The organism is Arthrobacter sp. TJ-270 (assembly GCF_058269075.1).
In genome coordinates this window covers 497,712-515,502 of record NZ_JBZCNB010000002.1, presented here as the reverse complement: position 1 = coordinate 515,502, position 17,791 = coordinate 497,712, and the positions used below count along the sequence as shown (strand labels likewise).

Genomic DNA, 17,791 nt, shown 5'->3' with positions numbered 1-17,791 from the left:
TTAGATCTCCATCCCGAAGTGCTCGCTGAAACGTACGTCGCCCTCGATCATGTCCCGCATATCAGAAACCTCGTTGCGGAACATCAGGGTGCGCTCAATACCCATGCCGAAGGCGAACCCCGAGTAAACCTCGGGATCAATGCCGGCTGCCCTGAGCACATTGGGGTGCACCATGCCGCAGCCGCCCCACTCGATCCACTGGGGGCCGCCCTTGGCTCCGGGATGCCAGATATCCAGTTCTGCGGAGGGCTCGGTGAAGGGGAAGTAGTTGGGGCGCAGGCGGATGCCGGCGTCGTCACCGAACATGAGCCGGGCGAAGTGTTCGAGCGTTCCGCGCAGGTCAGCCATGCTCAGGCCCTTGTCGATGGCGAGGCCCTCGAACTGGTGGAACACGGGAGTGTGGGTGGCATCCAGCTCGTCGGTGCGGAAGACCTTCCCGGGGCACAGCACGTACATGGGAACCTCACGCTCCAGCATGGCCCGCACCTGCACCGGGGAGGTGTGGGTGCGCATGACGAGGTGCGCCTCGGGCGGTTCCACGAAGAAGGTGTCCTGCATTTCGCGTGCAGGGTGGTCGGGCTTGAAGTTGAGGGCGTCGAAGTTGAACCACTCGGATTCAACCTCGGGACCTTCCGCGATTTCCCAGCCCATGCCGATGAAGATGTCGCTGACCCGCTCCTGCAGGATCGACAGCGGGTGCCGTGCACCGGCACGACGACGGCGCGGAGCTGCCGTGACGTCGACGGCCTCCTCCACGAGGATGCGGGCATCGCGCTCTGCCTCGAGCTCCGTGGTGCGGGCTGCGAGCGCCTGGTTGATGCGTCCGCGGGCGGGGCCGATAATCTTGCCGGCCGCTGCCTTCTGGTCCTTCGCGAGTGAGCCGATCTGCCGGTTGGCCAGGCTCATGGGGGACTTTTCGCCGGTGTGGGCGAGCCGCACGGCTTTGAGCTCGTCGAGGTCAGCGGCTGCGGCGATCTCGTTCAGCGCGTGGTCAACGGCGGCCGCGATTGCTTCGGCATCCAGCGGATTAGGGGCGACGGCGATGTTGGACGCAGTCGCGTCCACCTCCTGGACGTCCGCAGGCTTCGTGGGTTCAGACATGAGTGTGCTTTACCTTGGTGTCGTGAGCGCAATGGGTGCCGGCAGCTGTGTCGCATGATTCCTGCGGCCCTGCCAGTCTAGAGGACCGCAGGCAGGTGACCCGAATGCCCCGGTCGCAGGACGGGAATGTACCCTCCTGAATTTATAGACTTGCGCCCATGAACGGTCGCGACCGCCTGCGCTCGACGCTCAACTGGCTGAATGGGTCAACGCTGCTCGGTGTCGTCTCGGCGAAGCTCCTCGGCTGTGAACTCCGGCCGGCTCCCCGTGGGCTCATCTTCGCCCACCGCTACTCCCCCACGCTGCCGAAAGCATCTGCCTTCACCGTGGGCAACGTGGTGCTGTTCCGGGCGGGTCCGGAGGAGGTCGCCCGGCGCCCACACCTCGTGGAGCACGAGGCACGCCACAGTACCCAGTACGCGTTATGCCTGGGCTTGCCGTTCTTCCCGGCCTATTTCTTCTTCGCCGGTGTCTCGTGGCTCCTCACGGGTGATCCCGCGTCACGAAATCCCTTCGAGCGCGCCGCCGGGTTGCGCGAGGGAGACTACATCGAACGACCCGTGCGGCCTGCCCTCCGCCGTGCGCTGCGACGCCGGCGCTCCAGAAGGATTCAGGGCACCGCGTTCCGACGACGCCGCTAGTGCTCGGCACCCGCCGGGATCCGGTCGTCAGCCCCGGTTTCGGCGCTGGCGCTGGCGATGAGAACCAGTGCCGCGGCCATGTCCTGAATCGAGAGCCCAGGCGCGCCATGCACTTCGGCCTGCTCCGTGGAGAACGGGACATGGATGAAGCCGCCCCGCGTGCTCGACCCGTCCCGGGCCAGCAGGTCCATCAGCCCGTAGAAGACGTGATTGCAGACGTACGTACCGGCGGTTTGCGATACGGCGGCCGGCAGTCCGGCCTGCGTAAGCGCGCGCAGGGTGCGCTTGAGCGGAAGGCTGCTGAAATAGGCTGCCGGACCGTCGACCCGGATCGGATCGTCCACAGGCTGGTTCCCTGCGTTGTCGGGGATGCGGGCGTCGTCCACGTTGATGGCGACGCGCTCCAGCGAGACCACGGACCGCCCTCCGGCCTGCCCTACGCAGAGCACAAGCTCCGGCTGGTGGGTACGAACCGCGCCCATCAGAACGTCAATACTCGTGCCGAAGACACACGGCAACCTGACGGCTGCGGCCGGCTTGCCCTCGGCCAGAAGAGTGGCAGCAGCCAGCTGCGCTGCCTCCCAGGACGGGTTGACGGTCTCACCACCGAACGGCTCGAAACCAGTAAGCAGGATCATCCACCAAGATTAGCGCCGTGCCCTGAGCTCGGAGGATGCGAACGTATGTTCTAATAAAAGCATGCGATGGGATGCGCAAAAGAAGACGACGGCGGTCACCCTGGGTGTGCCGGAGCCGCTGTTACCTCTTGCCGGGCTGGTGCGGTCCGTACGGACTCCGGAGTTCGCCGGCATCACGTTCCACGAGGTGCTTGCCAAATCGGCCCTCAACCGCGTCCCGGCAAACTCCGGGATGCCTTTTTCCTGGACGGTCAACCCCTATCGGGGTTGTTCCCACGCCTGCGTCTACTGCTTCGCCCGGAAGACCCACAGCTACCTCAACCTGGACACCGGACTTGATTTCGATTCACAGGTAGTAGTCAAAACCAACATCGGTGAGGTACTTGGGCGTGAGGTGGCCAAGGCTTCCTGGAACAGGGAACACGTGGCAATGGGCACCAACACGGACCCCTACCAGCGGGCCGAAGGCCGGTACCGGCTGATGCCGGACATCATCCGTGCCCTGGCCGACAGCGGGACGCCCTTCTCCATCCTCACCAAGGGAACCCTGCTCAGCCGCGACATCCCGCTGTTGAAGCAGGCCGGCACGCAGGTCCATCTCGGCATGGGTATCTCCCTAGCCGTGCTTGACCCCGAACTTGCGCACGCCGTGGAACCGGGAACACCAACCCCGCGTGCACGCCTGGACCTCATCACCCGGCTGAGGGACGCCGGATTGCCCTGCGGAGTCATGGCGATGCCCATCCTGCCCTGGCTGACGGACAGCGACGAAGCACTGGACGCACTGTTCGGTGCTCTGGCCGCTGCCGGAGCTACCGGTGTGTCGGCCGGAGCGCTGCACCTGCGCCCGGGAGCACGCGAGTGGTACATGGAATGGCTGGCCAAGACACACCCTGGACTCGTTGGACGGTACCGGCGCCTGTATCGCGGCGGCACCTACGCCTCAGGCGAGTACCGCACGTGGCTTTCAAAGCGCATTGAGACGCACCGCCGTCGTCACGGGTTGTCCGCCGGTGCACGCTTCTTCCGTGAGGAAGCGGGAGGCCAGGCGCCGTCGTCGGGCTCGTTAATAGCGAAGGAGGTGACCGCCGAACCGACGCTTTTCTAACCGGGTCCTCTGCTAACAGGGTCTAGGTCAGGTCAGCAACCGGGATTACGGTGTCCAGCAGTGCATCGACGATCGGGCGGTCGGCAGGTATCCAGGGAAGATCTTTGAGTTCGCCGGTGTCCTGCAGGCTCACCCAGCGAAGTTCGTCATGATCTTGGAGCGCGGCCGGCACGCCGGCGGTGATGACCGCGAGCCAGACGCGCATCGCTGCCGAATCGTTGAGAGGCCAGCCGTCAGCTTCCGGACCTTCGAGTTCAGCACCGACCTGAACTTCCACACCCAATTCCTCACGCACTTCGCGCTTGAGCGCCTCGACGTCATCCTCGTCCGGCTCGACCTTACCGCCGGGAAATTCCCACTGCCCCGCGAACTGTTCAGGAGCGGTCCGGCGCGCTGCAAGCAGCCTCGATGGTGCAGTGAGAGAGTCCACAATGGCGGCGCCGACAATCTGTTTGCGCTGGAGTTCGGTCATCCAGCCAGTTTAGGGCGCTCTTTCGCAACTACAGCAAGGGTCAGAAGATCGCGTTGATGCCGTTCCAGCCCGAACCCAGAGGACTGCGCGGAAGCCAGCCGGACCGCCCGTTGCCGGGGTACAGCCAGAGGGCTCCGCTTGCGTCCCGGGCGGCGATGTCGGCGATGCGGTCGCCGTTGAGATCGCCTGCGCCGACGATCGCGGTCATCGAGTTCCAGCCGTGCCCGACGCGGACGCGCGGCAGCCACCCACCAGAGCCGTTCCCCGGATACAGCCACAGGAGGCCTGCGCCGTCCCGCGCGAGGATGTCGCTTGTCCTGTCGCCGTTGAAATCCCCAGGGCCCACGATTGCGGTCATGGAGTTCCAGCTACTGCCCACGCGGACGCGCGGCAGCCACCCACCAGAGCCGTTCCCCGGGTACAGCCACAGTGCGCCAGTTGCCCGCTCCCGTGCCAGCACGTCCATCCGCTGGTCACCGTTGAAGTCACCAGGGGCGACAATGCTGCTGAATCCGTTCCAGCCATGTCCTACGCGGATGCGGGGCAACCAGCCGCCGGTACCGTTTCCTCGGTAGAGCCACAGAACTCCGGTGGCTGCTTCACGGGCAATGACGTCGGAGGGGCCGTCGCCGTTGAAGTCACCGGGCGTCTCCAGGGCGTTGAAGATGCCCCAGCCGTTGCCGATACGCGTCCCCGGGTTCAGTCCGCCGACGCCGTTTCCTGCGTACAGCCTCAGGTCACCGGTTGCACCGACGCGTGCCAGGATGTCATTGCGCCAGTCCCCGTTGAACTCGGCGGTAGAGCCGGTCAGTGTCGAGGCCGGTATGCGCAGCGGGGTGAAGTTGTACGGTTCGCAGGTGCGGTTGTAGTCACGCACGTCGTCGTACCACTGTGAAATGTAGACGCGGCCAGCGGAAAAACTCGGCTGGAAGCAACGGTCAAGCGCTTCCGTCGGATAGTCCAGCCGTCCGGCGGTGGCCCAGACCGGCACACCCCGCAACCGCCAAGGGCCGACAATTTCCTGCCAACCGGCTGTATAGGAGTAGAACCCATAAGAGAACCCGGCGTCACGCAGCCCGCGCATCAGCCCTTCGATGACGTACCTGTTGTCCAGCCGTTGGGCGGCGGTGGCACCCGGCCAGGGCTGCGCAGGACGTGGTTCGACGTCAATCCACACCACTGGCGGCCGGAACCCGACACGGTTCAGACTTTGAACGGCGAACCGCGCTTCGGAGTACCCGACATTGGAGAGCCTGCCTGCGTGGGTTGCGGACGACCACGGCCCCTGTCCGCCGTAGGCGTTGAGCTGAGCGGCCGTAGGGTAGGTGCCCATGGAGTAGCCATGGGCCGGTTTGCGGTTGTTGCGCGCCCAGGCAACCTGGTCGGCCAGACACGGATTTTCGGTGAAGGCCAGTCCGCGGGTCAGCCCGATGATCACGAATTGGGATTCGGGCGGCGGAAGCGGCAGCCCGAATCCGCCCTGTGCCGTGGAGCATTGCGGCCAGGAAATGTCATGCCCGAACAGGGGCGCCGCCTGGGCCGCAGGAAGCGTTGTTCCGAGCATGCCCACAATCAGGCTGACCGTCAACAGGCAGACGGTAGTGACCCTGCGGACGAATGATGGGGGGCCGAGTGACTCACCGTAGTTCCGCCCGCGAGACGAATCTCGAGACGACAAGTCGGGAATTTTCACTGGCTCTGGGGATGTTCCATCCATGGCTCCGCGCTCCTCGTGCCCGTCCAATTTTAGAGCGGATGCCGGCGCCGCGGAATGTTCACAACGGGAGCGATTTGGCGACGATACGGTCTCAAACCCGTAAAGTGGAAAGCAGTGCTCAACGATGCGCGGCTGGAAAACAAGCGCCGACAAGCGCTTCCCGACATCGAAACGAGTCCTGTGTCTGCAACACCCACCCAGCGCCCAACCCGAAACCTGGTGCTGGCTATCCTTGCCCTGGCTATGGGGGGCTTCGGAATCGGAACCACCGAGTTCGCCATTATGGGCCTCCTGCCCGATATGGTGGCTGACCTCGGCGTCGATATCCCCGCCGGCGGACACGTGATCTCCGCCTATGCCCTGGGCGTAGTTGTCGGCGCCCCCCTGCTCTCAACCCTCGGTGCCAGGCTTCCGCACAAACGGGTTGCGTTGGCCCTGATGGCGCTGTTCACCGTAGGGAACCTTTCCTCCTACATCGCCGACGAGTACGGCTGGCTGCTGCTCTCGCGGTTCATCTCAGGGTTGCCGCACGGGGCTTTCTTCGGGGTCGCCGCCGTCATCGCCGCCTCGCTGTCCGCACCGACGCGGCGTGCCCAGGCGGTGGCCATGGTGATGATGGGCCTCAGCGTGGCGAACGTGGTGGGAGTTCCCTTCGCTACCTGGCTTGGACAGCAGTTCGGATGGCGGACCATGTTTGTCCTCGTGGGGCTTATCGGGATCCTCACACTGATCCTGATCGCGCGCTATGTACCGCACCAGACCGTGCGCGACGGCGCGAGCATCACCCGCGAGCTCGGCGCCCTGAAGCGCGGGCAGGTGTGGATGACTCTACTCATCGGCACGGTTGGATTCGGTGGGTTCTTCGCCGTCTATACCTACATCGCTCCCACTATGACCGAGGTGGCGGGTGTATCGGAAGCTGTGCTGCCGATCGTCGTCGCGCTCTACGGACTGGGCATGGTTGCCGGCAACATCGTGGGTGGCCGGCTCGCCGACATTTCGGTGCTCGGAACCATCTACTGGGTGATGGGCAGCATCTCAGCCTGCCTTCTGCTCTTCGCGTTGGCGGTCCAGTGGGCACCGACGGCGCTGCTTTTCGTGTTCCTCGTCGGAGCGATCGGTTCGTCGCTGATTCCCTCGCTGCAGGTGCGGTTGATGGATGTGTCCCCCGACGCACCATCGCTTGCCTCGTCGATGAACCACGCTGCGCTCAACACGGCCAATGCCCTCGGTGCTTTCCTCGGCGGGACGGTCATCGCCCTTGGGTGGGGCTACACCGCCCCGGCGCTCGTGGGTGCCGTGCTCGCGGCGTTCGGTCTGGGAGTGGCGTTGTTGAGCGGACGGATGGACCGCAGAACGGCCGCCACTGAGCCTGTGCCGGCGCCCGCCTCGGTGTGATTGGCAGGAACGCTGCCTGAAGTGGTGCCTATCGGCGCTGGGCGCGCGCGGAGGCGTACAGGCAGACCGTCGCGGCAGTACCGACATTGAGGCTTTCGGCGCTGCCATAGATCGGCACCGACACCCGGTAGCCCGCGGAGTCCAGTACATCCTCCGTCAGTCCCTTGGCCTCGTTGCCGAAGAGCCAGGCGGTGGGAGCCTCCAGGAGAGGCTCCGGGGTGTCCTGGCCATCGGCGCTCACGGGGGACGAGGTGAGACGTCGCGCGGCACTCGCGTCCTGGAGTTCGTCCAGGTTCCAGTCGCCGTAGCCGTCGGCTGCCAGCACTGTCACCGAGCGGTCTGCAAGCTCTGTAAGCAACGTCTGGGTACCGACGCCGAGTACCACGGGCAAGTGGAAGAGCGAGCCGACTGTGGACCGCACGGTCTTCGGATTGTAGAGGTCCACGCTTCCGCTGGTGAAGATTACTGCGTCGGCCCCCGCGGAATCGGCAGCCCGCAGGATGGTTCCAGCGTTCCCCGGGTCGCGTACCTCGACGAGGACGGCGATCAGTCGCGGACGGCGCTCAAGTACTGCGTTCAATGGGGAATCGATGAACCGGCAGACAGCCACGGCCCCCTGCGGCGTCACAGTCGAGCTCATCGCAGCAAGGACCTCGGCGGTCACCATCCGAGGAGGGACCACCGCCCCGAACTCGGGATAACGCTCGAGAGTGTCAGCTGTCAGGTACACGTCGTCGACGACGCCGGTTTCGCCTGCTGCGCGCCGCGCTTCATGGAGGTGCAGCGCTTCGCGCACCGCCTGGGGGCCTTCGGCAAGAAAGCGTTCCTGCCGCAGGCGCGCCGAACGCCCCGCAAGCTTCGCTACTTCCCGGACCCGATCGGCTCGGGGATTGGTCAGTAGCGGTGTCTGGGGGCGTTCGGGTGTGCTCATTAATTTGTTCAACCGGCCCGCAGAGCCGACTGGATGTGCTGGCTAGGCCTGCACCGGCGCAGACGTGTCGGACGGCAATGAGTCCTTCGCGATCTGAACGAGAGCGGCGAATGCGTTTGCATCAGTTACGGCGAGGTCGGCCAGCATGCGGCGGTCAACTTCAACGCCAGCGGCCTTCAGGCCCTGGATCAGACGGTTGTAGGTGAGGCCGTTTGCACGGGATGCAGCGTTGATGCGCTGAATCCAGAGCCGACGGAAGTCGCCCTTGCGCTTGCGGCGGTCACCGTAGCTGTAGACGAACGAGTGGAGCAGCTGCTCCTTGGCCTTGCGGTAAAGGCGCGAACGCTGACCGCGGTAACCTTTGGCGCGCTCGAGGATAACCCGACGCTTCTTGTGGGCATTAACCGCCCGCTTCACACGTGCCACGTGCGTACTCCTTAGATAGATCGTCCGGACGTGTTTCCCCCGCAGCAGTGCAGCCGCTCTTGGGGGTGTCCGAAAGTGGTAGGGGGTGCTGTGTTAGACGCCGAGCATCTTTTTGATGACCTTGGTGTCGGCCTTGGATACGATCTGGTCGCTGGCCAGACGGCGCGTCAGGGTGGAGGGCTTGTGCTCCAGGTAGTGACGGCGGTTGGCCTGCTGGCGCTTGAGCTTTCCGCTACCCGTCAGCTTGAAGCGCTTCTTGGCGCCGCTGTGTGTCTTCATCTTCGGCATGGAAACCGATCTCCTTTGGTCTCCGCCGGCACTTTGCCGGCGGCTCTTGCGGTATCCGCAGCGAACTGCGGTGCTTACGTGTTTGCCTCGCTGCCTGAACGGCAGCTGACTCCTAGCTGGAGCCGGAGGGCTTCGGTCTGCTCGGTGCACCCTTGGCTGGGGCCGCCTTGCCGGTTGGCTTTGGTGTAGCAGGCCTGGGCTTCGGCATTGCCGCCGGCTTGGGCGTTGCGGCGGGCCTCGGCGTAGCTGCCGGTGCCGCAGCTGCAGGGGCCCGCTTCGGTTCCGGTGCCGGTGCCTGCTCCGGTGCTGATGCTTCCGGCTTGGCCTCAGGGGCCTTGCTCTCCGCCTCAACTTCCTTCGCCTCTTCAGGCTCAGGGGCAGCGGGTGCCGGAGCCTCAGTCGCAGGAGTCTCTGCCTCTGAAGTTTCAGGTACTGAAGCTTCAGGCGCTGCGGTTTCAGGTACTGAAGTCTCGGGCGCTGAAGCTTCCGGCGCTGCGGTTTCAGGTACCGAAGTTTCTGTAACGGTTTCAGGAGCTTCGGGCGCTGCAGCTTCCGGGGCGGACGCCGTTCCGGCGGATCGCAGTTCCTCGGGAAGCAGATCCCCGATGCTCTGAGTCAGCGGCGCCTGGCCGGACGTGTCAACCTTGTCCTTCGGCGAGTCGTTCGCCGCCTTGGACTCGGCGCGCTGGGCAGCGCGGCGCGCTTCAGCCTTCGCTTCAGCCTTGTTCTTGACAGGCCCTATAACCATCACCATGTTGCGACCATCGATGCGCGGCGTCGATTCGACGACGCCGACCTCAGCCACGTCCTCCGCGAACCGCTGCAGGAGACGAATCCCCATCTCGGGACGCTGCTGCTCGCGACCGCGGAACTGAATCATCGCCTTGACCTTGTCGCCCGCTCCGAGGAAACGAATGGCGTGACCGCGCTTGGTCTCGTAGTCGTGGGTATCAATCTTCAGTCGGAAACGAATTTCCTTCAGCACGGTATTCGTCTGGTTCTTGCGCGCCTCGCGCGCCTTAACCGCGGCTTCGTACTTGTACTTACCAAAATCCATGAGCTTGGCAACCGGAGGTTTGGCCTGAGGTGCCACCTCAACAAGATCAAGGTCGGACTCAGCGGCGAGTCGGAGGGCGTCTTCAATGCGGACGATTCCAACCTGCTCGCCCGCAGGGCCTACCAACCGCACCTCTGGGACGCGGATACGATCATTGATTCTTGGCTCGCTAATGTGCTGCTCCTGATGTCCGTTGAAAACCTGGACCGCGTGCAAAAGGAGAAGGCCCCCAATTGCATGCGCAATCGAAGGCCTCGGGCATCAGCGCGTAGGGCAGACTGTAGAAGAATGCCTTGGCACCGACCTGAACCCGGCTGCCTGTAGTCGCCTCGGGGGCGACGGCGGCAATCGCGGGTGGGAGAGGACTCCGCTTGCATACTGGTGATCTTTTTCATGCCGTTCCCGGTCATGAAAAATAACGACCCTCAGTCGGTCTGTGACAAGCTTACCAGCATGAGTACAGCAGACAGCAATCCCGACGCCACCCGCCATACCTTTCCGGCCTCAGACGAAGGCGAAGTGAGCGGAACGCACGGCTCCGCCGACCATGTCCGGGATATAGCGGAGGTTCCGGCCGTCGAGGTCATCACAACATCGGCGGTCCATCTGATGAGCGCCGCGGCCGTCAAATGCGGGCTGGCCGAGGGATCCGATGCGGAGACCTACAAGGACCTCGACGAGGCACGGAAGCTGATTACCGCACTTGCAGGATTCATCACTGCAGCCGCACCGGAAATCGGGAGCCAGCATGCAGGTCCCTTGCGCGATGGACTGAGGTCGCTGCAGCTCGCGTTCCGCGAGGCGTCGATGATTCCCGATGCACCCGGCCAGGGACCCGGCGAGAAGTTCACCGGTCCCGTCAACTGACTGTCGCCGCCAGCGACTATACCTGCATCATCAGGCGGAGCGCCGTCGTCGTACCTGTTGCGCACCCAGGCACAGCAGGCTCATGGCGGCGGCAGCTGCCCCCACCGCAACGAAGCCGCCCCAGGGCCCCACGGAGTCGATCATCAGGCCCGCCAGCGGCGCACCCAGCGCCACGCCGGACGTAAGAGCCGAGCCGTACCAGCCCATGGCCTCTCCCCTGCGCTCCTCGACGACCAGATACGCAATCCGTTCCGATGCGGCTGAGAGCACCGGCGCGCACAGCAGTCCCGGAGCGATCGAAAACAGCGCGAGCATCGGGGTGCTGTCAGCAAACCCCATCGGGATGGTTAGTACGCTCATCAGGAGCAGAAGAACCAGAGGCGAGATCGGCCGGTGCATTGCACCGTAAACAAGCCCGCCGACCACAGAGGCTGAACACCAGGCGAGGAAGACCCACCCCAGCTCGAACGCCCTGTCATTGTTCTCGAGCACCGCGATGATACCGACGTCGGTGCCGGCAAGGACGAGTCCTGCTCCCGCTGCCACGATCATGACCACTGCCACAGGGAGCGTGAGCCATGTGAAGCTCTGTGCGAAACGCGCGCGGGCCCTTGCCGTCCTGGCGGGCCGCGCTCCGGGGACAAGTTCAGCCGATGCCTCGCTGACGCGCGCGGGCGCGGACGCCACCATCACTTCGACGGCCGCGGCATCGTCCTGGGCGGCGGACGGCGTGGCACCGGCAGCACCCGGCTGCGTGCTTCGGGTGGGCGGGTTGAACCACATCAGGAGCAAACCTGCGACTGCGGTGGAAAGCCCGACAACGGTCAGCCCGAATACCGTGGACACTTGCGTTGCGAGCACCGCACCGAGTGCCGGACCGCCCATGAAAATCACTTCGGTGCCGACCGCGTCAAGAGTGAACGCCGTCCGGCGCGAATCACCGGTGACCAGGACACCCAGGGATTGCCGGACCACAGAGAAGACGGGAAGCGTGAAAACGCCGCCGATGAGAGCCGCGATCAGCAGCCACTCGTAGGACAGGTGGGGTGCCACCGACCAGATGACTGCCTCCGCAATCACTGAGGGAATAAGCGCTACCCGCAGGCCGGCCATATCCACCCGTCGCCCGCGCCACGGCGCACCTACAGCAATGCCGATGGTCATTACAGCCGCAACCGCTCCGGCTTCGGCATAGCCCCGCTCCAGAGTCTGTACCACGTGCAGGGTGAGCAGCACCCCCGCAGCCGAATGCGGAAAGCGGGCGATCATGCCCACGATCAGCAGGCGGCGAACCGGGACAACCCTCAGCAGCTCCCGGTAAACAGCAAAGTTCAACGTTCGTCATCTTTCACGCGGGCTCCCCCGCGTGAAAGATCAACGAGTGAGCCGAATTTCGAGCGAGTCCACCCGCTCGACAAACTCCTGCAGATTCTGGAGGCGGTTTTGGAAAGCCGCCGTCGCTGAGCGGACATCCTCCTGCGAGAGGCCCGACTCCAATACGAGGGTCAGGCGCAGTTCCGGGCCGGCACCGCCGCCGCGGACCACTCTACCGTCAGCGGTACGGCTCGAGACACCGGGGCCGGGCGACAGCTCGACCCTGCGGATGGTGCCATGTTCGACGATGGCTTCGCTTACGAGGCGGGCCAGGTCGGGGTCCGCGTACGACGGCGTCCATTCCCTCTGCTGGGCCAGCGCCCACAGCGCGGGGCGGCGGATGACGAAAGTCACCTCTGCGCCGGGATCCACGACCATGAGTTCGGCATTCTCGGACACGGCCGCAAGGGCTGCGCGTGGCGCAAAGACCGCGACAGGCCGCGCCTCCGGATGCCAGCTTTCGAGGCGGGCTGTCGACGTGAACACCGGCAGGACACTTCGCCCGTCCGGCGCCTTCATGGTGACCAGGGCCATGTCCGCCTCCTTGTCACCCTCATGGTGGCGGTGCCCGGCCACTGCGGCTTCCTCCGCAAGTGCGTCCTGGCCTCCGAGCTGGGCGACCACCGGCACGAAGACCCTGACTCCGGCCAGCACGCTCACGACTGCCGTCTCGTCTGCGGCACCGTTCACCAGGTCGCGGACGGCGGCATCGTATGCAGCCGGCACCGCGCCATCGTCCTTGTCGAAGGCGTGAAGCGGGTTCCCGTCACCGGACAGGTCCCTGCCCTTCCAGGCACGCCCGGCCGAGTCAGCAACGTTGTGGTTGAGCGCCGCCTCGATATGGGCAGGGAGCCTCCGCTCGGTCATGCCTAGCGTTCCGGGTGTCCTGCGATGTCCAGCGCCTGCGGCAGCGTGAAAGCCCCCGCGTAGAGGGCCTTTCCGACGATGGCGCCCTCGAGTCCGTCGACGACGAGCTGCCGGAGCGCGGCAAGGTCATCCAGGCTGGAGATGCCGCCGGACGCGACAACGGGACGCTGGGTCTTCTCCAAAACGTCGCGGAGGAGCTGAAGGTTGGGGCCCCGCAGGGTCCCGTCCTTGGTCACATCGGTTACCACGTACCGTGCGCAGCCGGCATCGTCGAGGCGGGCGAGTACCTCCCAAAGGTCGCCGCCCTCCTCGGTCCAGCCGCGGGCAGCCAGCGTGGTTCCGCGAACGTCGAGACCGACGGCTATGGCGTCACCGTATCGAGCGATGGCGCTGGCAGTCCAGACCGGGTTTTCCAGTGCTGCGGTCCCGAGGTTGACGCGCTCGGCGCCGAGCTCGAGTGCCTGCTCCAGGGAAGCATCGTCACGGATCCCGCCGGAGAGTTCAACCTTGATATTGAGTTCCTTGACGACACGGGCGAGCAGGTCGCGGTTCGATCCGCGACCGAAGGCGGCGTCGAGGTCCACGAGGTGAACCCACTCGGCGCCGTCGTTCTGCCACTGCAGGGCAGCGTCCAGGGGGTCGCCATAGCTGGTCTCGCTACCGGCCGCACCCTGGACCAGACGGACGGCCTGGCCGTCCGCTACGTCGACAGCAGGGAGCAGCTCAAGGATGGGAGATTCGGTGAAGGGGCTCATACACGTCCTTTTGTTCAGGTGTTCGTGCCGGCACAGGTGGACGGCTTACGGGGTCAGGGTCAACAGGTAGGCAGCGAGCAGGGCCATCGCGGCGAGGACGCCGAAGCCAATGGTCAACGCCCTCGGCATCTGCTGGCGGTGGAACGAGACGACGCCGCCGATCAGCAGCCCCGCCAGCCCCATGAGGATCAGGCTCCACATCGGTCAGCGAAGACTGCCGGTCCAGTTGCGCAGCAGTTGGGCTCCGGCATCTCCGGACTTTTCGGGGTGGAACTGTGTGGCGGAAAGCGGGCCGTTTTCCACTGCCGCAATGAAAGGAGCGCCGTGGGTGGACCAAGTGACCAGTGGGGGGCGCATGGCGGGCTGGGTGACGTCGAAGTTCCATTCCTGGACTCCGTAGGAGTGCACGAAGTAGAACCGCTCGTCAGCCAGTCCCTCGAAGAGCACCGAACCGGCCGGCGGCTCGACTGTATTCCAGCCCATATGAGGAACCACATCAGCTTTGAGGCGCTCAACCGTACCCGGCCATTCACCCATGCCCTGGGTGCGCACGCCGTGCTCCACGCCCTCCTCGAACAGCACCTGCAGCCCGACACAGATGCCAAGAACCGGACGCCCTCCTGCAACCCGGCGCCCGATCATTCGCAGGGCGTCGACATCCTTCAGACCCTGCATGACTGCAGCAAAGGCACCGACACCGGGCACAACAAGTCCGTCGGCGTTCAGGACATCGTCGGCAGCCGCACTGAGTGTGACCTCAGCACCCACATGTTCGAGCGCACGCACAGCAGAGCGGATGTTCCCCGACCCGTAATCGAGCACGGTCACTTTCGGCGCACTCACAGCGCACCCTTGGTCGACGGGATGCCGGTGACGCGGGGATCCGGCTCAACTGCCGAGCGAAGGGCCCGTGCAAAAGCCTTGAACTGGGCCTCCACGATGTGGTGCGGATCCCTGCCCCCAAGGACGTTCATGTGAAGGCAGATCTGCGCATGCAGGGTGATGGCTTCGAAAACGTGGCGGGTGAGCGAACCGGTGAAGTGTCCGCCGATGAGGTGGTATTCCTGGCCGGCCGGCTCGCCCGAGTGGACGAGGTAGGGACGCCCGGAGATGTCGACGACAGCGTTCGCCAGAGCTTCGTCCAGCGGCACGGTTGCCTCGCCGAAGCGGCGGATTCCGGCTTTGTCACCGAGAGCTTCGCGCAGCACCTCGCCGAACGTGATTGCCACGTCCTCGACAGTGTGATGTACGTCGATGTGCGTATCACCGGTTGCCCTGACCGTGAGGTCGATCAGCGAGTGCTTCGCCAGAGCGGTCAACATGTGGTCGTAGAACGGCACAGAGGTGCTGATTTCAGAGCGGCCGGTGCCGTCGAGATCGAGTTCGACGAACACCGATGATTCGCTCGTGGTCCGCTCGCGTCGGGCAGCGCGTTGGACGGTAGCTTCCGCGGTCATGGGTTGTCCTTACGGTTGTAACGGCAACAGACGGGCAGTCGGCCCGTACGTGCATCCCCGTCTAGTTTAGGAGACGCTGGGCCGGATCAAAGATTCGAGGGTGTCAAGGAAGATGGTGGTCTCCTCCTGTGTACCGGCAGTAACCCGCAAGTGGTGCGGTATGCCGACGTCACGAATGAGGACTCCGGCATCAAGGAGGCCCTGCCACACTGCGCGCGGATCCTCGATGCCTCCAAACAGCACGAAATTGGAGTCCGACGGGGCAACAGGTAGACCCATGGCGGTAAGGCCGGACACAATGCGGTCCCTCTGCCGCTTGATCTCATCGACGTTGGCGAGCAGCTTCCCGGAGTGCGTCAGCGCCGCCACCGCCGTCGCTTGGGTGATCGCCGAGAGGTGGTACGGGAGGCGTACGAGCCGGAGGGCATCCGCGATTTCCGGCGCCGCGGCCAGGTATCCGAGGCGCGCTCCAGCGAGAGCGAACGCTTTGCTCATGGTGCGCGAGACGACAAGCCGTTCCCTCCCGGGCAGCAGATCGAGTGCACTGGGTGTGCCTGTGTGGGCGAACTCCGCGTACGCCTCATCCACAATAATGATCGCCTGGGCTGCTTCGCCTGCATCGTAGACCTCGGAGACAACGTCCAGGGAGAGGGCGGTGCCGGTCGGATTGTTGGGGCTGCACAGGAACACAATGTTCGCTCCTGTTGAAGCCACCTGCTCAGCGGTCGAGCGAACATCCTGGTCAAAGTTGTCCTGCCTCGTGCCTGCCAGGTACTCAGTCCCCGTAGACCCGGCCAGCAAGGGGTACATGGAGTAGGTGGGAGGGAAACCAAGAGCAGTTCGACCGGGGCCGCCGAAAGCAAGCAGGATGTGCTGGAGAACCTCGTTCGATCCGTTCGCTGCCCAGATATTGTCTGCGGTGAGGCCGTGCCCCAGATAGCTGGCGAGGTGCTCTCGGAGAAGCGTGAACTCGCGGTCGGGGTAGCGGTTGAGCCCTGCTACGGCTTCCTGCACCGCCTCAACGATCGCGCTCCGAACGTCCTCCGGGACCCCATGGGTATTCTCGTTGACGTTCAACAGGATGGGTACGTCTATCTGCGGAGCGCCGTACGGCTGGAGTCCGCGTAGGTTCTCTCGAATCGGCAGACGGCTGAGGCGTTCAAGCTGGTCGGTCACTACCAGAGTTTAAGGCCGTCGGATCCGCATTGAAGAATCCGTCGCGGGAGTGGAGCACTATTACGCAGTTCCGCACAAGCCTTTCACTCGTCATAGTCAAGATCTTCACCGGCTTCCGACAGGGATGTGGAGGGACTGGCCAGCCTGCACGGTGGAGGAGGCCAGAGCGTTCAGTTCGACGATCTCCTCGACTACAGCACGCGGATCCCGGTCAGGTGCATACTCTGCGGCGAGTGCCCATAGGGTCTCACCCGATGTCACATTGACGCGCACGGTGTTGGTGACTTCGCCCGCGCCTCCCGCGGCCTGTGCCTGCGAGGTGAAGAACGAACTGATGATGAGCAGCGCTGCGGCGAGAAGTGCGAGGGGTAGAGCGATCAGAACGATCCACCCGCGGCGCGTGAGATGCAGGCCGGATGGTGCGCCGTTTCCGCGGTTCGAACGCATTTCCAGCCGGAATGCTGGAACTGATCCTGCGATATGGAGCGTCGACATGGCGTCCACCTTTCTCGTTGTTTGGATGTCCCAACAGCTTTTTTCGAAGCTGTGTTCTATTCCTATCTGTTTATTCTTAGCATCTGTGCACTAATATTGTCGAGACTCGCTCGAACAAATGTTTGAAAAGGCGCGCCCCGTCCCATAGCGTTGCTGGCAAGGGTGACGGTCCGGCCGCTTCGAAAACCAGCTCATCACCCACCACTGACAAAACAGGTTGGCGAGCCGGCAGTCCGGGTCCAGCCAGAGGAAAGGGATGCATTCTCGTGGCAGATCTCAGTGCGGCGGAGGACATGACAGAGGTGTCTGATCCAGACGCCAAGCGCGGACGCGGGCGTCCGCGGGGCCGTGCCACACCAAAGGGAATGACACCCCGGCAGAAAAAGATTCTCGAGACCATTCAGCGGAGCGTCGCAGCGCACGGTTACCCGCCGTCCATGCGCGAAATCGGGGACATCGTCGGGCTTGCCAGCCTCTCAAGCGTCACGCACCAGCTCTCCCAGTTGGAGCGCATGGGCTACATCCGTCGCGACCCCAAGCGCCCCCGTGCCATGGAGATCCTGCTTCCCCTCACCCTCGGAGACGATGTACCGCGCATCCTGCCTTCCTCCGCTGAGGAAGAGGAACCAGCGCCGGTTTCGGCCGTTGACGCCGCCATGGTTCCGCTGGTCGGACGCATTGCCGCCGGCGGTCCTATCCTGGCGGACCAGCTGGTTGAAGACGTCATGCCGCTTCCCCGTCAGCTCGTCGGCCACGGAGAGCTTTTCATGCTGCGGGTGTCCGGCGACTCCATGATCGACGCCGCGATCTGTGACGGTGACTGGGTAGTGGTCCGCCGTCAGAGCAACGCGGAAAACGGAGACGTGGTGGCAGCGCTTCTGGATGATGAGGCCACTGTGAAGACGTTCCGGCAGCGGGATGGCCACACGTGGCTCCTACCGCAGAACACCAATTACGAGCCGATCCTCGGCGACCATGCCACCATCATGGGCAGAGTCGTTTCGGTGATGCGCGCCCTCTGAC

At 64.4% G+C, this 17,791-nt stretch carries 21 protein-coding genes; 5 read left to right on the top strand and 16 right to left on the bottom strand.

The window, feature by feature from the left end; genetic code table 11:
• On the bottom strand, positions 1-1,101 hold the full coding sequence (pheS, locus tag AC4D2M_RS07110; RefSeq protein ID WP_490890906.1) for a phenylalanine--tRNA ligase subunit alpha: 1,101 nt from the start codon (positions 1,099-1,101) through the stop codon (positions 1-3).
• 158 nt (positions 1,102-1,259) lie between these two features.
• On the opposite strand from pheS, the gene AC4D2M_RS07105 reads away from it, so the two are divergent.
• Positions 1,260-1,742 carry a hypothetical protein gene (locus AC4D2M_RS07105; RefSeq protein ID WP_490890905.1) on the top strand — a complete coding sequence of 161 codons (483 nt, stop codon included), beginning with the start codon at positions 1,260-1,262 and terminating at the stop codon, positions 1,740-1,742.
• On the opposite strand, the gene pcp is transcribed toward AC4D2M_RS07105, so the two are convergent.
• On the bottom strand, positions 1,739-2,380 hold the full coding sequence (gene pcp, locus AC4D2M_RS07100; RefSeq protein ID WP_490890904.1) for a pyroglutamyl-peptidase I: 642 nt from the start codon (positions 2,378-2,380) through the stop codon (positions 1,739-1,741). The genes AC4D2M_RS07105 and pcp overlap by 4 nt on opposite strands.
• Before the next feature lie 61 nt (positions 2,381-2,441).
• Here pcp and AC4D2M_RS07095 point away from each other — a divergent pair, with 61 nt between their 5' ends.
• Positions 2,442-3,488: an Rv2578c family radical SAM protein gene (locus AC4D2M_RS07095; protein WP_490890903.1), complete on the top strand. Its 1,047-nt coding sequence runs from the start codon at positions 2,442-2,444 to the stop codon at positions 3,486-3,488.
• Between the two features lie 22 nt (positions 3,489-3,510).
• Here AC4D2M_RS07095 and AC4D2M_RS07090 read toward each other — a convergent pair whose 3' ends face one another.
• Entirely contained in the window at positions 3,511-3,960 is a 450-nt protein-coding gene (locus tag AC4D2M_RS07090) for a (deoxy)nucleoside triphosphate pyrophosphohydrolase (RefSeq protein WP_490890901.1), read from the bottom strand.
• A gap of 40 nt (positions 3,961-4,000) precedes the next feature.
• The gene (locus AC4D2M_RS07085) at positions 4,001-5,548 is read right to left on the bottom strand and encodes an FG-GAP-like repeat-containing protein (RefSeq protein WP_490890900.1); all 1,548 of its coding nucleotides are present in this window, start codon (positions 5,546-5,548) and stop codon (positions 4,001-4,003) included.
• A 294-nt stretch (positions 5,549-5,842) separates the two neighbouring features.
• Here AC4D2M_RS07085 and AC4D2M_RS07080 point away from each other — a divergent pair, with 294 nt between their 5' ends.
• Positions 5,843-7,075: an MFS transporter gene (locus AC4D2M_RS07080; protein WP_490890951.1), complete on the top strand. Its 1,233-nt coding sequence runs from the start codon at positions 5,843-5,845 to the stop codon at positions 7,073-7,075.
• A gap of 28 nt (positions 7,076-7,103) precedes the next feature.
• Here the strand turns inward: AC4D2M_RS07080 and AC4D2M_RS07075 are convergent, their stop codons facing one another.
• The 4 genes from AC4D2M_RS07075 to infC form a co-directional block, all read right to left on the bottom strand.
• Positions 7,104-8,006: a TrmH family RNA methyltransferase gene (locus AC4D2M_RS07075; protein ID WP_490890899.1), complete on the bottom strand. Its 903-nt coding sequence runs from the start codon at positions 8,004-8,006 to the stop codon at positions 7,104-7,106.
• Between the two features lie 42 nt (positions 8,007-8,048).
• Positions 8,049-8,432, bottom strand: a complete 384-nt coding sequence (gene rplT, locus AC4D2M_RS07070) for a 50S ribosomal protein L20 (protein WP_490890897.1) — start codon at positions 8,430-8,432, stop codon at positions 8,049-8,051.
• 93 nt (positions 8,433-8,525) lie between these two features.
• A complete protein-coding gene (rpmI, locus tag AC4D2M_RS07065; protein ID WP_026545492.1) occupies positions 8,526-8,720 on the bottom strand; it encodes a 50S ribosomal protein L35 in 195 nt (64 codons plus the stop codon).
• 112 nt (positions 8,721-8,832) lie between these two features.
• Positions 8,833-9,909, bottom strand: a complete 1,077-nt coding sequence (gene infC / locus AC4D2M_RS07060) for a translation initiation factor IF-3 (RefSeq protein WP_490890895.1) — start codon at positions 9,907-9,909, stop codon at positions 8,833-8,835.
• Positions 9,910-10,230: 321 nt separating this feature from the next.
• Here infC and AC4D2M_RS07055 point away from each other — a divergent pair, with 321 nt between their 5' ends.
• Positions 10,231-10,644: a DUF1844 domain-containing protein gene (locus AC4D2M_RS07055; protein ID WP_490890892.1), complete on the top strand. Its 414-nt coding sequence runs from the start codon at positions 10,231-10,233 to the stop codon at positions 10,642-10,644.
• A 30-nt stretch (positions 10,645-10,674) separates the two neighbouring features.
• Here the strand turns inward: AC4D2M_RS07055 and AC4D2M_RS07050 are convergent, their stop codons facing one another.
• From AC4D2M_RS07050 to AC4D2M_RS07015, 8 genes are all read right to left on the bottom strand, one after another.
• Entirely contained in the window at positions 10,675-11,979 is a 1,305-nt protein-coding gene (locus tag AC4D2M_RS07050) for an MFS transporter (RefSeq protein WP_490890891.1), read from the bottom strand.
• A 39-nt stretch (positions 11,980-12,018) separates the two neighbouring features.
• Positions 12,019-12,885 carry an SseB family protein gene (locus AC4D2M_RS07045; protein WP_490890890.1) on the bottom strand — a complete coding sequence of 289 codons (867 nt, stop codon included), beginning with the start codon at positions 12,883-12,885 and terminating at the stop codon, positions 12,019-12,021.
• Between the two features lie 2 nt (positions 12,886-12,887).
• Complete coding sequence (gene priA, locus AC4D2M_RS07040; protein WP_490890889.1) at positions 12,888-13,640, bottom strand: bifunctional 1-(5-phosphoribosyl)-5-((5-phosphoribosylamino)methylideneamino)imidazole-4-carboxamide isomerase/phosphoribosylanthranilate isomerase PriA; 753 nt, start codon at positions 13,638-13,640, stop codon at positions 12,888-12,890.
• A gap of 45 nt (positions 13,641-13,685) precedes the next feature.
• On the bottom strand, positions 13,686-13,841 hold the full coding sequence (locus AC4D2M_RS07035; protein ID WP_490890888.1) for a hypothetical protein: 156 nt from the start codon (positions 13,839-13,841) through the stop codon (positions 13,686-13,688).
• 3 nt (positions 13,842-13,844) lie between these two features.
• Positions 13,845-14,483: an imidazole glycerol phosphate synthase subunit HisH gene (gene hisH / locus AC4D2M_RS07030; protein WP_490890887.1), complete on the bottom strand. Its 639-nt coding sequence runs from the start codon at positions 14,481-14,483 to the stop codon at positions 13,845-13,847.
• Entirely contained in the window at positions 14,480-15,097 is a 618-nt protein-coding gene (gene hisB / locus AC4D2M_RS07025; protein WP_490890886.1) for an imidazoleglycerol-phosphate dehydratase HisB, read from the bottom strand. The genes hisH and hisB overlap by 4 nt, the downstream gene beginning before the upstream one ends.
• Before the next feature lie 66 nt (positions 15,098-15,163).
• On the bottom strand, positions 15,164-16,273 hold the full coding sequence (locus AC4D2M_RS07020) for a histidinol-phosphate transaminase (protein WP_490890885.1): 1,110 nt from the start codon (positions 16,271-16,273) through the stop codon (positions 15,164-15,166).
• Between the two features lie 105 nt (positions 16,274-16,378).
• Positions 16,379-16,768: a LysM peptidoglycan-binding domain-containing protein gene (locus AC4D2M_RS07015; protein WP_490890884.1), complete on the bottom strand. Its 390-nt coding sequence runs from the start codon at positions 16,766-16,768 to the stop codon at positions 16,379-16,381.
• Positions 16,769-17,061: 293 nt separating this feature from the next.
• On the opposite strand from AC4D2M_RS07015, the gene lexA reads away from it, so the two are divergent.
• Positions 17,062-17,790, top strand: a complete 729-nt coding sequence (gene lexA, locus AC4D2M_RS07010; RefSeq protein WP_490890950.1) for a transcriptional repressor LexA — start codon at positions 17,062-17,064, stop codon at positions 17,788-17,790.
• Position 17,791: the final 1 nt, after the last annotated feature.

Bases quoted from the DNA above. Each gene is read 5' to 3' on its own strand.
- pheS (WP_490890906.1), bottom strand. From the start codon at position 1,101: ATGTCTGAACCCACGAAGCCTGCGGACGTCCAGGAGGTGGACGCGACT.
- AC4D2M_RS07105 (WP_490890905.1), top strand. From the start codon at position 1,260: ATGAACGGTCGCGACCGCCTGCGCTCGACGCTCAACTGGCTGAATGGG.
- pcp (WP_490890904.1), bottom strand. From the start codon at position 2,380: ATGATCCTGCTTACTGGTTTCGAGCCGTTCGGTGGTGAGACCGTCAAC.
- AC4D2M_RS07095 (WP_490890903.1), top strand. From the start codon at position 2,442: ATGCGATGGGATGCGCAAAAGAAGACGACGGCGGTCACCCTGGGTGTG.
- AC4D2M_RS07090 (WP_490890901.1), bottom strand. From the start codon at position 3,960: ATGACCGAACTCCAGCGCAAACAGATTGTCGGCGCCGCCATTGTGGAC.
- AC4D2M_RS07075 (WP_490890899.1), bottom strand. From the start codon at position 8,006: ATGAGCACACCCGAACGCCCCCAGACACCGCTACTGACCAATCCCCGA.
- rpmI (WP_026545492.1), bottom strand. From the start codon at position 8,720: ATGCCGAAGATGAAGACACACAGCGGCGCCAAGAAGCGCTTCAAGCTG.
- AC4D2M_RS07055 (WP_490890892.1), top strand. From the start codon at position 10,231: ATGAGTACAGCAGACAGCAATCCCGACGCCACCCGCCATACCTTTCCG.
- AC4D2M_RS07045 (WP_490890890.1), bottom strand. From the start codon at position 12,885: ATGACCGAGCGGAGGCTCCCTGCCCATATCGAGGCGGCGCTCAACCAC.
- priA (WP_490890889.1), bottom strand. From the start codon at position 13,640: ATGAGCCCCTTCACCGAATCTCCCATCCTTGAGCTGCTCCCTGCTGTC.
- AC4D2M_RS07035 (WP_490890888.1), bottom strand. From the start codon at position 13,841: ATGTGGAGCCTGATCCTCATGGGGCTGGCGGGGCTGCTGATCGGCGGC.
- hisB (WP_490890886.1), bottom strand. From the start codon at position 15,097: ATGACCGCGGAAGCTACCGTCCAACGCGCTGCCCGACGCGAGCGGACC.
- AC4D2M_RS07015 (WP_490890884.1), bottom strand. From the start codon at position 16,768: ATGTCGACGCTCCATATCGCAGGATCAGTTCCAGCATTCCGGCTGGAA.
- lexA (WP_490890950.1), top strand. From the start codon at position 17,062: ATGACAGAGGTGTCTGATCCAGACGCCAAGCGCGGACGCGGGCGTCCG.